We start from the raw sequence: 15329 nt of genomic DNA on the forward strand, positions 1-15329 counted from the left end.
CCGGATGTATATAGCAAATACAATTCCTAAATTTTTAAAAAGTGAAAAAATATGATTTTTTTTATGTTTTTAAAGTAACCTCTGATGGTTTAATACACGTATTGATGATACATTAAAGGTATGACTTTTGACAGCCATACCCATTAATATTTTCCGGAATCAACAGTTAAAATATTAATCGTGTTGAAATAACCGATGAATATCCGTTTATTTATACTCAAGAATAGTCTTTTCAATAATTTTCACGCAGTCCAGCAGTTGTTCTTCAGTAATGACCAATGGTGGAGCTAATCTGATGATATTGCCATGGGTAGGTTTTGCCAGAAGTCCATTTTCTTTTAATTGTAAGCAAAGATTCCATGCGGTAGAACTTTCAGGCGTATCATTGATCAGAATAGCGTTTAGAAGACCTTTCCCTCTTACTTTGGTAATAAGATCTGTTTTTTCAATAAGCTTGTCAATTTCAGCTCTGAAAAGTTTTCCTAGTTCTTCTGCTCTTTCAGATAGTTTTTCGTCAGCTACTACATCCAATGCTGCTACTGCTACGGCACATGCAATAGGGTTTCCTCCGAACGTTGAACCATGCTGTCCCGGTTTAATAACATTCATGATGTTGTCGTTCGCTAAAACAGCAGATACAGGATACATACCTCCGGAAAGTGCCTTTCCTAAGATCAGGATATCCGGCTGTACATTTTCATGGTGGCACGCAATCAATCTTCCTGTTCTTGCGATACCCGTCTGAACTTCGTCAGCAATGAAAAGAACATTGTATTTTTTACATAGTTCAGAAGCGTTTTTAAGGAAGTTTTCATCCGGAACATACACTCCGGCTTCTCCCTGAATAGGCTCTACAAGGAATGCTGCAATATTTCCAGCTTCCCTGTTTAGAACTTCTTCTAATGCTGCGATATCATTATAAGGAATTTTGATAAATCCTGGTGTAAAAGGTCCGTAGTTCTGGTTGGCATCCGGATCATTAGAGAAAGAAACAATAGTGGTTGTTCTTCCGTGGAAATTGTTTTCACAAACGATAATTTTCGCTGCATTTTCTGCAATTCCTTTTACTTCATAACTCCATTTTCTGGCTAATTTTACGGCAGTTTCCACGGCTTCTGCTCCGGAGTTCATTGGTAAAACCTTGTCAAACCCGAAAAGAGTCGTTATTTTCTGTTCGTATTCTCCTAATTTAGAGTTGTAGAAAGCTCTTGAAGTTAAAGCCAGCTTTTGTGCCTGCTCCACTAAAGCGCCCACAATTTTGGGATGAGAATGTCCTTGGTTCACAGCAGAATATGCTGAAAGAAAATCATAGTACCTTTTACCTTCCACGTCCCAAACGAAAACACCTTCTCCGCGGTCCAGAACCACAGGAAGTGGGTGATAGTTATGCGCTCCATGTTTGTCTTCAAGGTCAATAAAATACTGTGAGTTTTTTGTTTGTTCTGCTGTTGACATATTGTTGTTTTTTACAAATTTACACAATATTAATGATATGTATAAACAATTACCAAATGACGTTTGAGGGGAGAATTGGAGTAGATTTTAGGGTGGAATAATGGAGGATTAGAAAATATTTTCCCTGTTGATAGACTGTTATAGGTATTATATCTTTATAAGGGTGAAATTTTATTTTCAGTTTGTTTATTAATTTTTATTCATGCCTCAGCAATAAAACATGGTTAGAACTGCTTCGTGCTTTGCATTAAAAATTTCAAATTTACAGGTTAAAATAAAAACTGCCTCAAAAAGAGGCAGTTTCATTTTTATTAAAAAATAATCTTAGTGATTATCATATTTTCTGTCCATTACAAAATCCTCCATGAACTTTGTTGTGTAGTTTCCTGAAAGATAATCTTCATTATCCATCAGTTGTCTGTGGAAAGGGATTGTTGTTTTTACTCCTTCAATATAGAATTCTTCAAGCGCGCGTCTCATTTTTGCAATTGCTTCCTCACGCGTTTGAGCCGTAGTGATAAGCTTAGCAATCATAGAGTCGTAATTAGAAGGGATTGTATATCCGGAATATACGTGAGTATCTACTCTGATTCCGTGTCCGCCAGGGATATTTAATCCTGTAATTTTTCCCGGAGACGGTCTGAAGTCTGCGTAAGGATCTTCTGCGTTGATTCTACACTCGATGGAATGTAATTTAGGGTAGTAGTTGATTCCTGAAATAGGAGTTCCAGCAGCAAGAAGAATTTGTTCTCTGATCAGGTCATAATCAATTACCTGCTCAGTAATAGGATGTTCTACCTGGATTCTTGTATTCATTTCCATGAAATAGAAATTTCTGTGTTTGTCTACAAGGAATTCGATCGTTCCTACACCTTCATATCCAATGAATTCAGCAGCTTTTACCGCAGCATCACCCATTTTCTCACGAAGTTCGTCTGTCATGAAAGGAGAAGGTGTTTCTTCAGTTAATTTCTGATTTCTTCTCTGTACAGAACAGTCTCTTTCAGAAAGGTGGCAAGCTTTACCGAATTGGTCACCCGCAACCTGAATTTCGATGTGTCTAGGCTCTTCAATCAGTTTTTCCATGTACATACCTCCGTTTCCAAAGGCCGCTACAGCTTCCTGAATGGCAGATTCCCAGTGGTCTTTAAGATCTTCAGCCTTCCAAACGGCTCTCATTCCTTTTCCACCACCACCGGCAGTAGCTTTGATCATTACAGGGTATCCGGTTTCTTCAGCTACTTTTACAGCGTGTTCATAGGATTCTATCAATCCGTCTGAACCTGGCACACATGGTACACCTGCTGCTTTCATGGTAGCCTTAGCATTTGCTTTATCTCCCATTTTTTCAATCTGCTCAGGGGATGCGCCAATAAATTTGATACCGTTCTTCTGACATATTCTTGAGAAGTTAGCATTTTCAGATAAAAATCCGTAACCTGGGTGAATAGCGTCCGCATTGGTAATTTCCGCAGCAGCAATAATGTTAGGGATTTTAAGATATGAGTCTTTACTCATAGCAGGGCCGATGCATACCGCTTCATCAGCAAATCTTACGTGAAGACTGTCTTTATCAGCAGTAGAGTATACCGCAACGGTTTTGATCCCCATTTCTTTACAAGTACGTAAAATACGCATTGCAATTTCGCCACGATTGGCTATTAATATTTTTTTGAACATCTCCGAAATTTTAAATTATAAATTTTGAATTTTAAATTATTTTAAATGAAGAAGATTCATCTAAAATTTATAATCTTTAATCTAAAATTCCTTAAGATGGATCTACTAAGAATAAAGGTTGGTCGTATTCTACAGGAGTAGCGTCGTCAACTAAAATTTTAACAATTTTACCGCTGATTTCAGATTCAATCTGGTTGAATAGTTTCATTGCTTCAATAACGCAAACTACTTTACCAACAGAAACTTCGTCACCTACATTTACAAATACATCTTTATCAGGAGATGGTTTTCTATAGAAAGTACCAATCATTGGAGACTTGATGGTTACGTATTTGCTGTCATCAGATGCAGCTTCAGCTTTTTCAGCAACAGGAGCAGCCGGAGTTGCAACAGGTGCCGGAGCAGCTACCGCTTGCGGAGCAGTGTGATATACCGCAGGTTGTGCATAAACAGCATCGCTTCCAGCTAATGGAGTTTTAATAGTGATTTCGAAATCTTTAGTTTTGTACTTCACTTCTGAAACTTCAGCCTTAGATACAAACTTGATAAGATTTTGTATGTCTTTAATGTCCATAAATTTGATATTTGATTTGATGCCAAAGATACCAAAAAAACGTAAAAAACAACAAAAAACCGCCAAATTTTATCAAAATTGGGCGGTTTTTGTATTAAAATGAGGCTTTTTCAGCGAAAAGCGACTCTTAGTTTTCTTCAGTAGCAGCTACTTCTTTTTCCAATACTACTTTACCTCTGTAGTAAAGTTTCCCTTCATGCCAGTGAGCTCTGTGGTATAGGTGAAGCTCTCCTGTTGTTGCATCTTTAGCTAATTGAGGAACTACAGCTTTGTAGTGAGTTCTTCTCTTATCTCTTCTTGTAGACGACTGTCTTCTCTTTGGATGTGCCATTTTCTAATAACTTTTTTAATTGATGAGCGATGAGATTCATCATCTCATCATATTTAAATTATTCTATTTAATTATTGTCTTTTAATTTTCTTAAAGCATCCCATCTAGGGTCACTTTCATGTTCTTCTTCTTCAGTTACCTCAATATCTTTAGGACTGAACTGGTCAAGAATTTTAAGATCATCATCACTTACATTGGGTGAAATCTTTTTCATCGGGATGGAAAGCATTACATTTTCATAAATCAAATGTGCTACATTGAAAGCGTGCTCTGCGGTAGGAATGGTAATGACATCTTCATTGCTGTCATCATATTCTTCTCCGAAATTCACCAAAATTTTGATTTCATTCTCAATAGGATAGTCGAAATCTTCATTTGTGATGTCACAAACCAACTCAACCCATCCATTAATCTTAATCTCAAATTCTAAAAAAGTAGTGTGTTTATCAAGTGATACATTCACTCCTATTTTAGGATTTGTAAATTCCTGCTCAGTGTCAAATAATTGAAAGAACGTTTTATCTATCTCAAACTTGAACTCGTGTCTTCCGTTTTTAAGTCCGGAAAAGCTTACGTCATAGTTTCTTAACTTGTCCATAAAATGAGTGTGCAAAAATATGCATTTTTTTTATAATAACAAATAAAATCTGAAACAAATTAATTTAAAATTTGTTTTAAAGATTTATGCTTCAGTTTCCTCCGGTAGATCTTCATCTATTCCGTTGTCTACAGCCATTTTTCTAGGCTGAAGGCGGTTGTTCATCAGTTCGCTGTACTCACTTCTGTTCTTGAAGACCTTGATCGCTGTGAAGATAGCTTCTGTAAAACTCTGCTCATCGGCCACATTTTTTCCTGCAATATCGTAGGCAACTCCATGATCCGGAGATGTTCTGATAAAAGGAAGTCCGGCAGTATAATTTACTCCTTCTTCATAGGCTAATGTCTTGAAAGGAGCCAGCCCCTGATCGTGATACATTGCTAACACAGCATCGAAATTTTTGTATTTAATCGGCTGGAAAAAGCTGTCTGCAGGGAAAGGACCGAACGCCAGTATTCCGTTGTCAGAAAGTTCTTTGATGGCCGGGCTGATGATTTCAATTTCTTCATTACCAATGACACCGCCATCTCCTGCGTGAGGATTTAATCCTAATACGGCAATTTTAGGTTTTTGAATACAGAAATCCTCTATCAATGTTTGATTTAATACTCTGATCTGTTTCTTTATCTTTTCTTTGGAAATATTCTCCGCTATCTGTGCAATAGGAATATGATGCGTGGAAACGGCTACTTTAAGCTCTTCAGTGACAAGGAACATCAGTCCCTTTTTATTGAATTTCTCTTCAAAATAGCCTGTATGTCCGGCATGCTTAAAGCCCATTTTTACCATTTCATCCTTGTTGATGGGAGCGGTTACCAATACGTCAATATCTCCTTTCATCAAAGCTTCAGTAGCTGCTTCTAAAGAATCAATCGCCATTTTGGTGGATTCTTCAGTAGGAACTCCTAATTCTACATTCACATTTTCTTTGGTAAGGTTAACCATATTAAGTTTCCCTGCCTGAGCCTGTGAAGCTTCGTTAACGTAGTTGAAATTAAGATTCAGCTTAAAAATATTTTTCTGATAAGTGAATAATTTTCCCGAGCCAAAAATTACAGGCGTGAAAAAATCTGTAATAGTTTTGTCTTTCAGAGATTTCATGATAATCTCCGGACCGATGCCGTTGAAATCACCGATTGAAATTCCTACTCGTACTTTATGGTTTTTTGGGCTCATTTTGATTATCTTTGAAGATTATAATTTACAAATTTAGCAAAAAATAATATGTTCACAGGAATTATTGAAGCAGTTGGTGTTATTGAGAAGATTGAAGAAAAAGGAAGCAATATAGATTTTACCCTTACATGCCCCTTTACAAACGAACTGAAAATTGATCAGAGCCTTGCACACAACGGCTGCTGCCTTACCGTTGTTGAGATAAAAGACAATCATTATGTAGTTACAGCGATCAATGAAACATTGGAAAAAACGAACCTTGGAAAATGGGAACTGGGAACTGTTGTGAATCTTGAGAGATGCATGAAGATGGATGGAAGACTGGATGGGCATATTGTTCAGGGACATGTTGATAAAACCGGAGAAGTAGTAAGTATTGAAAGTAAAGACGGAAGTTATTTTATTACCATGAAGTATGAAAATGACGGAACTTTTGTAACGGTACCTCAGGGTTCCATCACGGTAAACGGAATAAGTCTTACTGTTGCTAAAAGTGAAGACAATCAGTTTTCCGTAGCTATTATTCCTTATACCTGGGAATTTACGAATATGAAACATTTGAAAATTGGAGATAAAGTAAACCTGGAATTTGATATCATTGGTAAGTATATTGCTAGGTTAATTAAAAAGTAGAATGTCAATAAATAAGTATAAAGGATATAGCTTAAGGAATCGTGTGTTTTTCGGTTTCCTGCTGGTATGTTTTTTAAGTGTGGTTGCTACATCACTTGTTCCTTACTTTGTATTGAGAAATCATTCTTTACAGCAGAGTAATATCGATATGCAGGATAAAACCAATGCTGTCATGCGATATCTGGACTATGCCGTAAGCCAGACTCTTATAGAAACAAAAGATCTTCCGGAGGTTTTGGGGAATAAAATCTTCGAAATAGCGGATATCAACCAGCATGACATTTTTATTTATGATCTGAAAGGAAACTACTTGCTTTCCAACAAAGACGAAGGATTGGTTGAGCAGAAAACAATTCCTCTAGAAATCATTAATAAGATCCTCTCTACGGACGCAAGAGTAGATATGGTGAATTATGATGCTGCTAAGGATGCTAAGCTTACCTCTTCCTACCTTTTGCTGAAAAACAATGAGCTTGAACCCATCGGAATTGTTTATATCCCTTTATACCATAATGAATCTGCTTACCTTGAGGTTCTTCATCAATATGTAAAATATATTCTTTTAGTCGATATATTCCTTATCCTTTTCAGTATCTGGATCAGTTGGGTGACGTCTAACAGTCTTGCAAAAACCATCACCAAGTTCTCTGATATGATTACCCGTATTACCTTGTTTGAAAACGAAATGCGTCCTATCAGATATTATAAGAATGATGAGCTTAATGCTTTGGCCAGGGCTTATAACAGGATGATTTTACAGATTCAGGACCAGAAAGAAAGACTTAGATTCAAAGCATCTGAAGAAGCATGGAGAGAAATGGCCAAGCAGGTGGCGCATGAGGTGAAAAATCCATTGACGCCAATGAAGCTGACCATTCAGAATTTTGAAAGAAAATTTGATCCTGAAGATCCGAATATCAGAGAAAGAGTAAAGCAAATGAGTAAAACCATTGTGGATCAGATTGATCTTATTGCTACAGTAGCTTCAGCATTCTCAGAATTTGCCAAACTTCCTGAAAAAAACAATGAAGTGATCAATCTGAATACGGAAGTTGAAGATATTCTCCGTGTATTCAATGATGACAGTATTTTCATGCATGCCAACAAGACGAATATTATGATTAATATGGACAGGATTTATCTTTCCAGAATTATCACAAACCTTGTTACCAATGCAAAACAGGCAGAAAGTGACCAGAGAAAACTGATCATCAATGTAGATGTGGAACAGCACCAGAGAAGAGTTATTATCTCTGTTCAGGATAACGGAATCGGGATTCCTGAAAATATGTACGAAAGAATATTTGAACCGAATTTTACTTCTAAAAGCAGTGGAATGGGGCTTGGTTTGTCTATGGTGAGAAAAATGATCGAGGATTATAAAGGTGAGATCTCTGTGAAATCAGAAGTAGGGAAGGGGTCTACATTCATTATTACACTGCCTACCAATTTATAGTGAAACCCTTTACATTTAAACAATTTGAAATTCAGCAGTCTAAAGACGTCTTCCGTGTAGGAACAGACGGTGTTTTGCTTGGAGCTTTGGCTGACATTGAAAACGCTTCCAATGTTTTGGAAGTTGGAACCGGTACGGGATTAATTTCTCTTATGCTGGCACAAAGAAATTCACAGGCATACTTTTTAGGATTGGATATTAATGAAGAGGCCGCAAAACTTACCCAACTCAATTTTGAAAATTCTCCTTTTCATGCCAGGTTGAAAAACGGTCATCAGGATTTTAAAACTTTTGAAACGACAGGCCGGTTTGATCTTATTGTGTCCAATCCTCCGTATTTTGAAGAATCAGGATCCGAAAAAGATAAAATTGCTCGTCAGACTGTAGAGCTCAACTTTAGACAGCTAATCAGCAATGCGGCAGAATTATTGTCTGAAAACGGAATCTTTTCTGTAATCATACCTGTGGAAGCAGGAGAGGTTTTTGTTTCATTAGGTAAAGAAAACAGCCTGCATCTGAACAGAAAAATTAATATCAGGGGAATTGAAAATGCAAAGGCAAAAAGATTGATTCTTGAGTTTTCGTCACATGAAAAAGAAATCAGGGAATCTGATTTTATTATAGAAAAAAGTCCGAGACAATACTCGGACCAATATCTTGAACTCACGAAAGAGTTTCATGTCTTTAAGTAAGGCGGTTGGGAATAATTCTTATTCAAATAATTCTGAAGTATCCAATACAGAAACTTTTCCGTCTTCACATCTGATCGCTTCACCCGGGAAGTTCTGAATCATGTGATAATCATGAGTTGCCATTACTACTGCAGCACCATTTTCAAGGGCAACCTGCTTTAATAGCGTCATAATTTCATTGGAAGTTTCAGGATCAAGGTTTCCTGTCGGCTCATCCGCTAAGATAAGATCCGGGTGGTTAAGAAGAGCTCTTGCGATGGCGATACGCTGCTGTTCTCCTCCCGAAAGCTCATGGGGCATTTTGTGCTTCTTGCTTTTCATGTTCACGCTTCCTAAAACCTCATTGATACGATCTTCCATTTTTACTTTGTCATTCCATCCTGTTGCTTCAAGAACGAACTTCAGGTTTTTTTCAACCGTTCTGTCTGAAAGCAGCTGGAAATCCTGAAATACAATTCCTAGTTTTCTTCTTAAGTTTGGGATATCGGACGGCTTTAGTTTTGCCAGATCAAATCCTACAACAGCTCCGTGTCCTGATGCCAACGGAATGTGTCCGTAAAGCGTTTTCAGAAGGGAACTTTTTCCGGAACCTGTTTTTCCGATAAGGTAGCAGAATCTCCCTTTTTTAATGTTAAGATTTACATCAGAAAGAACAGTAAAGTTTTTTTGCGCAATCTTTGCGTGTTGTAAACTTATAATATTGTCTCCGGAGATATTGGTATGTGGCATAATTTAATTTTAAAGGCTGTTTCTTATAAAAATATTTCAACTTTTAAAAATAGAAAAAGATGTTGATTCAGCCTAAATTTTAGTAAATTTTAACAACAAAAAATGCCTGAAAAGGAACTTCTCAAGCATGTTTTGTATATGATAATTAGAAATTATCTCTTAGCGCGTGCAGCACTTACAGTTAATCTCTTTCTGCCTTTAGCTCTTCTCGCAGCCAAAACTCTTCTTCCATTTGGCGTAGACATTCTTTCTCTGAAACCGTGTTTGTTTCTTCTCTTTCTTTCTGATGGCTGGAATGTTCTTTTACTCATTACTATATGTTTAAATCGTAATTAATCTATTAATTTTCAGGTTGCAAAGATATATAAATTTTTATAAGTTACAAACTTTAATTATCTTTTTTTAAAATAAAATTTATTGTTTTTCGGTTGGGTATTTACAAACCCTCACGGGAAAACCGTTTTCCGGTGCAAAAATAATATTTAAATGATTTATATAAAAGCTCTATCTTTGAAAACTTTAATTTTAACGAAAAATAAACACCGGATGTTTACAGCAACAGAACTTTCAGATATCAATACATTACTTACCCAGGAGAGCAGGATAGTGATTCTTACCCATTATAATCCGGATGGAGATGCTATTGGTTCAAGTTTAGGATTGAAACATTATCTGAAAGCCAAAGGAATTCATGCAGAGGTTATCGTACCTAATGATTTTCCGAAATTTCTGAAATGGATGCCGGAATCTAAAAAAGTTATTATTGCAGAATATAAAAGAAAGCTTGCTGCGGATATGATTGCCGGAGCAGATGTTATTTTCTGCCTGGATTTTAATTCTCCGTCAAGAATCGGATTGTTGGGAGACTGGTTAATAAAAGCTCCGGGAAAGAAAATCCTTATTGATCATCACCAGCAGCCGGAACAATTTGATTTTGTTTATTCCGATACAGTAATTCCTGCCACTTCACAGATGATTTATCATTTTATTGAAGCAATGAATGATGAAAAACTGGTGAACCAGGATATGGCAGAATGCCTTTATACCGGAATAATGACAGATACAGGAGGATTCCGTTTTCGTTCCACCAGTGCTACTACGCACAGAATTATTGCTAACCTTATCGAACACGGCGCAGATCCTGCTATGATTACTTCCAATACATGGGATACCAATACGGTTTCCCGACTGCATTTACTGGCTTTGGTTCTGGGAAGAATAGAAGTGGTGAATGACGGAGCAGTAGCCATTTTAAGCCTGACAAGAAACGAACTGAAAGAATTTGGTTTCCAGAAAGGAGATACGGAAGGCTTTGTAAATTATGGTTTGAGTATTGCCGGTGTAAAAATGTCAGCATTCTTTATGGAAGATTTGTACGAAGATTTCGTTAAAATTTCTTTCAGAAGTAAGGATGATATGGATGTGAACCAATTCTCAAGAAAATATTTCAATGGAGGCGGACACATTAATGCAGCCGGAGGGAAATCTTTAGATTCTTTAGCCGGAACAATAGTAAACTTTAAAGAGAAGGTAAAAGAAGATGGTTTGTAGAAGGGCAAAAAGAGGGAATTGTGAGAAGGTAAATAGGTTGTAAATCCTTTTTATTTAAAACTCCTACATCTTTTTCCGGAATCCTTTTTCTTCCAATTCCTGGCAGGTATAATCGTAAACCTGTTGAAATATTTCATCCATATATCTTTTGTTGAAAAGACTGTATTTCGTCATTTTGGGAGGATCTAAAAATATATTACAGTATTTCGCTTTAGAATACACAGACTTTGCAATAGCTAAGTGAAGGATTCTGTCAAATTCCTTCATCAGGCTCATTTTGTTTAATTCATCATAGCTGATGGAATTAACATGAGAAGCAATCAGGAAATTACATTTATCCAGGATAGGTTCAATGGGAAGATTATCAAGAACGCCGCCATCCACATAGATTTTCTCTCCAATTCTTACCGGAGGAAGAATGAACGGTACACTGGAAGATGCCAGTAATGGCCCAAAAAGTTCTCCTTCAGAAAAGAAATCTACGATGCCATGAGTCATTTCCGTTGCGGCTACATACATAGGAATTTTTAAAATGCTGAAATTGTCTTCCGGAAAATAATCTTTGAACAGTTTTAAAATAAAATTAGAGCTGAAAATTCCGTTTTTTGACAATTTTAAGGATGATCTGGAGAAAAAAGAAGTCTGTTTTACAATTTCCATCATTTCGTCCGGCGTTTTTCCAAAAGAATAAAAAGCACCAATGATAGAGCCTGCACTTGTTCCTGAGATTATGTGTGGTTTCAGATGATATTCTTCCAGGGCTTTCAGAACAGCAATATGAGCAATCCCACGCATTCCTCCGCCTGAAAGTGTAAGCCCGATAACCGGTGGTGCCGGTGGTTTCTTTTTTTTGAATGAAAATAAAGCCATTACCAAAATTATCCTCTACTAATATACAGGATTTTTTGTTATGCACGGTTTAATTTATCAGGTAACCTGTTTTATAAAACCAGTTTTTTTGGAAGATTATGAAGAAGTTCTGTGTTGATAATTTCTGCACAGATACCGGGTTTTTCCCAATGTCCGTTATGTCCGCAGTCCAGAATGTAAGACTTGATATTTGTTCTGTCCGGAAGGTGTTTGATCATCATATCTGTTTTTACAGCATTGTCGTGTTTGCCTGCCAATACTAAGATTTTAGCTTCCAGATTTTCCAGTACATGTTTTTTGTCAGTTCTTTCCACCATGCCTTTTACACAGGCAAGTGCTCCCATATTGTTGGTGGAAAGGGCGGTTTCAAGAGCAATTTCAATTTTCCCTTCCAGGGTATCTCTTTCATTGGGATTGAATAAATTAGGAACTCCGGCTCTTGCATAATGGGCAAATGCATCTTTAATGATTCTATAGCTTTTAATACGTTGCTGCTTTTTCTCTTCATCATCCGCAAAGTAAGTAGAGAAAAATAAAGTAAGACTTTTTAAAGAGCTGGGATATTTTTCTGCAAAAGCAAGTGAGGTATATCCTCCCATAGAATGTCCCAGAAGATGTACTTTTTCTAAATGTTGATGATCCAGGACTTTTTTTACTTCTTCAGCCATTAATTCCATGGTATGAACTTCAGCTAAAATTTCAGACTGACCGTGACCGGGAAGATCAATTTTGAGTAATGAAAAGTCTTTGGAAAGATGATGCTCCATATCACTCCAGATGGATAGATTTTCCATAAATCCGTGAAGAAGTATCAAAGTTTCTTTTCCGTTTCCTTTTCTTTCAAAGTTCAGCATGATTCCAAAATTTAGAAGGTTAAAAATAATACTGCAGGTGAGATGCTGCAGATCCGTTTCTCCTTTCAAATTTAATCAAAAAAAGAGCATTTAAAAAAATGCCCTTGTCTTTTATTGAATTAATTTCTTGTAAACCTTTGTTTCCCAGGGTTTAATGTCTGTTACCCCATATCTTTCCTTTTTAGAAATAGCAAGGTTGTCCAGCATGTCTACAAAATTTTTGTAACTGGCTTCATCTGTTGGTTTTACAATAACTGTGAATATATCAGGTGCCGGAGCTTTCTTATAGGCATCGGCAATAATCTTTGAAATTTTGATTCCACTGAAATCGGTTTCCTTAAGGTTTCCTGCATTCAGATCTTTCTGATTGCTCTGATGATAAAATACCCGGTTGTCTTTCCCAAGAATAAATGTAATCTGGTTTTGCTCCCCAATTACAGGAATATCTATAGGATGAGGATTTGGATCTTTTGCTGGTAACCCTAAATCCATTACGTTAGGTTTTGTAAAATTGGTGGTGAACATAAAGAAAGTGATGAGTAAAAATCCTAAGTCCACCATTGGAGTCATATCAACTTTGATCAGTTTTTTTCTTTGTTTGCTTCCTCCTTGCTTTTCTTGTGTAATAACTTCAGCCATAATTAATATTTTTAAATGTTAAACTGTTTTTGATAAATAATAAAGTATCGATATTTATTTGGAAAAATCTATACAAAGTCTATACCTAAAAATTGAAAAATGGTGATAAAATTTCAAATTTATTTAATGTTTCGCATAAAAAAACCTTATGAATTTTTATTTTCATAAGGTTTTTAGAGTTTTTAAGAGTAGGATTGTTATTTTCTTATAATTAACTTCTCAGATAAAATAATTTTTCCCTTGTTTTCTGCCTGAATAATATAGGTTCCGTTTATAAATTGAGTGATATTTACAGATGCTTTTGCTTCATTATATTTTTTAGAAAATAAGTTTCTTCCAGAAATATCTGTAATGGTTATAATGGTATTATAAGGAAGGTTATTCAGATAAACGAAATCTTTTGAAGGATTGGGATATAATGAAACCTGATTGGCTTTATGAGTCTCTGATGCTACTAATGTTCCGGAAGTTCCTAGTTTTACAATCCAAAAATCTTCCTCACCAAAACCGGGGGCAGTATATCCTGCAAGTATATATCCACCATCGGTGGTTTTTTCAAGGGATTTAACAGAGGCAAAGGTATTTTCACCAATTGGTTTTTCCCACATAATATTTCCTGTTGCATCTAGTTTCATAACTATAATATCATAAATGGGGGTCACAGTATCTTCTCTACTTACACTTATAACATATCCGTTGTCGGCGGTCTGCGTAAGTGATGCAGGGAATTCTCCAGTATTATTAGATCCAAGATTATTGAAACAGTTTTTCCATTGAATATTTCCGGCGCTATTTAATTTAACCATTAATGTATTCGAGGGACTGCTTCCGACAATATCTCCATCATTTGAAAGGGTAGCGGATAATAAGGTATAGCCACCATCATTGGTTTGAAGAATAGAGATCGTACCTGATTCTTCCCCACTTCCACCTAATGATTTATTCCATTGGATATTGCCAAGAGCGTCCAGTTTTACAATCCAAATATCTTTTCCTCCATGATTTCCGGTAACATCTCCATTGTTAGATTCTGATATTCCGGTAATTATGTACCCTCCATCAGAAGTTTGTAAGAAATTATCCGGTACATCTATTCCGCTTCCTCCCAATGATTTTTGCCACTGAATATTTCCAGTACTATTTAATTTTACAAGCCAAATATCACTATCTCCATGATTTCCTATATTTGAGTTGGAGCTTCCAACAAGGATATATTCTCCATTAGGGTTCTGCTTTATTTCCTGTGGATTATCGTAACCGGTTCCTCCTAAAGTTTTTTGCCATTGGATATTACCGGAAGAATCTAACTTTACAACCCAAATGTCATAATCTCCAAAATTTTCTGTAACATCTCCATTGTTTGATGATGAAGTACCCGAAATGATAAATCCATTATCAGAGGTCTGGTTAATGGAATGTAAAGATTCATACAAAGTTCCACCCAAAGTTTTTTGCCATTGAATGTTTCCTGAAAGATTAAGTTTTACGATCCAGTAATCAGATCCGCCATGATTTCCTGATACATCACCATCATTGGAATGTGAGCTTCCTGCAATGATGTAACCATCTGCAACCTGTAATATAGAATCTGCAAGATCATCAGAGCTTCCTCCTAATGATTTTTGCCATTGTACATTTCCGAAAGAATCCAGCTTTATAACCAGAATACTTGCATTATTGTATGGACTTCTGTTCCCTACAGTAATATATCCTCCGTCTGAGGTCTGCAAAATAGATTCAGCAAGTTCAGCATTATTTACATCACCTAAAACTTTTTTCCATTGGATATTCGGAGTCTGAGCTGATATTAAATATTGGGTTAAAACAAAGAATAAAAAGTAAAGTATTTTTTTCATATGTGTTTTTGATTGAACTTTTACAAAAATATATTTTTTGGGAACATAAATGAGCTTATTTTCATTAAAAAAACCCTTGACGAAATTTATTTCGTCAAGGGTTTTTAATGAGTTTGTAGTATTTGTTTTTACTATTGTTTTTTGTAAAAATTTACACCACATTCCAGGAATTTCTTGAAATCCTCTTTAGGCATATATCCTGAAACAGGAGTGTTGATTACTTTTCCGTCCGGAG

The 15329-nt window shown here is 36.1% G+C and carries 16 protein-coding genes; 4 read left to right on the plus strand and 12 right to left on the minus strand.

All coding sequences use genetic code 11. The features are described from left to right. Positions 1 to 207: 207 nt before the first annotated feature. The 6 genes from rocD to pdxA all read right to left on the minus strand — a co-directional run bounded on the left by rocD (position 208) and on the right by pdxA (position 5814). The gene (gene rocD / locus ACODR7_RS14835; RefSeq protein ID WP_488840174.1) at positions 208 to 1455 is read right to left on the minus strand and encodes an ornithine--oxo-acid transaminase; all 1248 of its coding nucleotides are present in this window, start codon (positions 1453 to 1455) and stop codon (positions 208 to 210) included. A 324-nt stretch (positions 1456 to 1779) separates the two neighbouring features. Continuing rightward, positions 1780 to 3135: an acetyl-CoA carboxylase biotin carboxylase subunit gene (gene accC, locus ACODR7_RS14840; protein WP_034692971.1), complete on the minus strand. Its 1356-nt coding sequence runs from the start codon at positions 3133 to 3135 to the stop codon at positions 1780 to 1782. 91 nt (positions 3136 to 3226) lie between these two features. Beyond that, positions 3227 to 3709, minus strand: coding sequence for an acetyl-CoA carboxylase biotin carboxyl carrier protein (accB, locus tag ACODR7_RS14845; RefSeq protein WP_034692974.1), 483 nt, complete (start codon positions 3707 to 3709; stop codon positions 3227 to 3229). 127 nt (positions 3710 to 3836) lie between these two features. Further along, positions 3837 to 4040, minus strand: a complete 204-nt coding sequence (gene rpmF, locus ACODR7_RS14850) for a 50S ribosomal protein L32 (RefSeq protein ID WP_002976251.1) — start codon at positions 4038 to 4040, stop codon at positions 3837 to 3839. A 67-nt stretch (positions 4041 to 4107) separates the two neighbouring features. Next, complete coding sequence (locus ACODR7_RS14855; protein ID WP_488840177.1) at positions 4108 to 4638, minus strand: YceD family protein; 531 nt, start codon at positions 4636 to 4638, stop codon at positions 4108 to 4110. An 84-nt stretch (positions 4639 to 4722) separates the two neighbouring features. After that, positions 4723 to 5814: a 4-hydroxythreonine-4-phosphate dehydrogenase PdxA gene (gene pdxA, locus ACODR7_RS14860; RefSeq protein WP_488840179.1), complete on the minus strand. Its 1092-nt coding sequence runs from the start codon at positions 5812 to 5814 to the stop codon at positions 4723 to 4725. 48 nt (positions 5815 to 5862) lie between these two features. Between pdxA and ACODR7_RS14865 the strand changes: the two genes are divergently transcribed. From ACODR7_RS14865 to ACODR7_RS14875, 3 genes are read left to right on the plus strand one after another with little or no spacing between them, the layout of a single operon-like run. After that, positions 5863 to 6447 carry a riboflavin synthase gene (locus ACODR7_RS14865; RefSeq protein WP_488840181.1) on the plus strand — a complete coding sequence of 195 codons (585 nt, stop codon included), beginning with the start codon at positions 5863 to 5865 and terminating at the stop codon, positions 6445 to 6447. Position 6448: 1 nt separating this feature from the next. Continuing rightward, a complete protein-coding gene (locus ACODR7_RS14870; RefSeq protein WP_488840182.1) occupies positions 6449 to 7903 on the plus strand; it encodes a sensor histidine kinase in 1455 nt (484 codons plus the stop codon). Further along, positions 7903 to 8595 carry a tRNA1(Val) (adenine(37)-N6)-methyltransferase gene (locus tag ACODR7_RS14875; protein WP_488840184.1) on the plus strand — a complete coding sequence of 231 codons (693 nt, stop codon included), beginning with the start codon at positions 7903 to 7905 and terminating at the stop codon, positions 8593 to 8595. Before ACODR7_RS14870 ends, ACODR7_RS14875 begins: the two co-directional genes overlap by 1 nt. A gap of 18 nt (positions 8596 to 8613) precedes the next feature. Here ACODR7_RS14875 and ACODR7_RS14880 read toward each other — a convergent pair whose 3' ends face one another. Together ACODR7_RS14880 and rpmH are read right to left on the minus strand one after the other, a co-directional pair. Next, positions 8614 to 9324 carry a cell division ATP-binding protein FtsE gene (locus ACODR7_RS14880; RefSeq protein WP_076594903.1) on the minus strand — a complete coding sequence of 237 codons (711 nt, stop codon included), beginning with the start codon at positions 9322 to 9324 and terminating at the stop codon, positions 8614 to 8616. 152 nt (positions 9325 to 9476) lie between these two features. Further along, on the minus strand, positions 9477 to 9635 hold the full coding sequence (rpmH, locus tag ACODR7_RS14885) for a 50S ribosomal protein L34 (protein WP_002976260.1): 159 nt from the start codon (positions 9633 to 9635) through the stop codon (positions 9477 to 9479). Positions 9636 to 9870: 235 nt separating this feature from the next. Here rpmH and ACODR7_RS14890 point away from each other — a divergent pair, with 235 nt between their 5' ends. Then, on the plus strand, positions 9871 to 10875 hold the full coding sequence (locus tag ACODR7_RS14890; protein ID WP_488840187.1) for a DHH family phosphoesterase: 1005 nt from the start codon (positions 9871 to 9873) through the stop codon (positions 10873 to 10875). 63 nt (positions 10876 to 10938) lie between these two features. Here ACODR7_RS14890 and ACODR7_RS14895 read toward each other — a convergent pair whose 3' ends face one another. The 4 genes from ACODR7_RS14895 to ACODR7_RS14910 all read right to left on the minus strand — a co-directional run bounded on the left by ACODR7_RS14895 (position 10939) and on the right by ACODR7_RS14910 (position 15094). Beyond that, positions 10939 to 11745, minus strand: a complete 807-nt coding sequence (locus tag ACODR7_RS14895) for a patatin-like phospholipase family protein (RefSeq protein ID WP_076594905.1) — start codon at positions 11743 to 11745, stop codon at positions 10939 to 10941. A gap of 71 nt (positions 11746 to 11816) precedes the next feature. Then, complete coding sequence (locus tag ACODR7_RS14900) at positions 11817 to 12599, minus strand: alpha/beta fold hydrolase (protein ID WP_488840189.1); 783 nt, start codon at positions 12597 to 12599, stop codon at positions 11817 to 11819. Positions 12600 to 12710: 111 nt separating this feature from the next. Beyond that, complete coding sequence (locus tag ACODR7_RS14905; RefSeq protein ID WP_488840191.1) at positions 12711 to 13238, minus strand: biopolymer transporter ExbD; 528 nt, start codon at positions 13236 to 13238, stop codon at positions 12711 to 12713. A gap of 197 nt (positions 13239 to 13435) precedes the next feature. After that, entirely contained in the window at positions 13436 to 15094 is a 1659-nt protein-coding gene (locus ACODR7_RS14910) for a T9SS type A sorting domain-containing protein (protein WP_488840193.1), read from the minus strand. Positions 15095 to 15329 lie beyond the last annotated feature (235 nt).

The organism is Chryseobacterium sp. FG46, assembly GCF_057809135.1.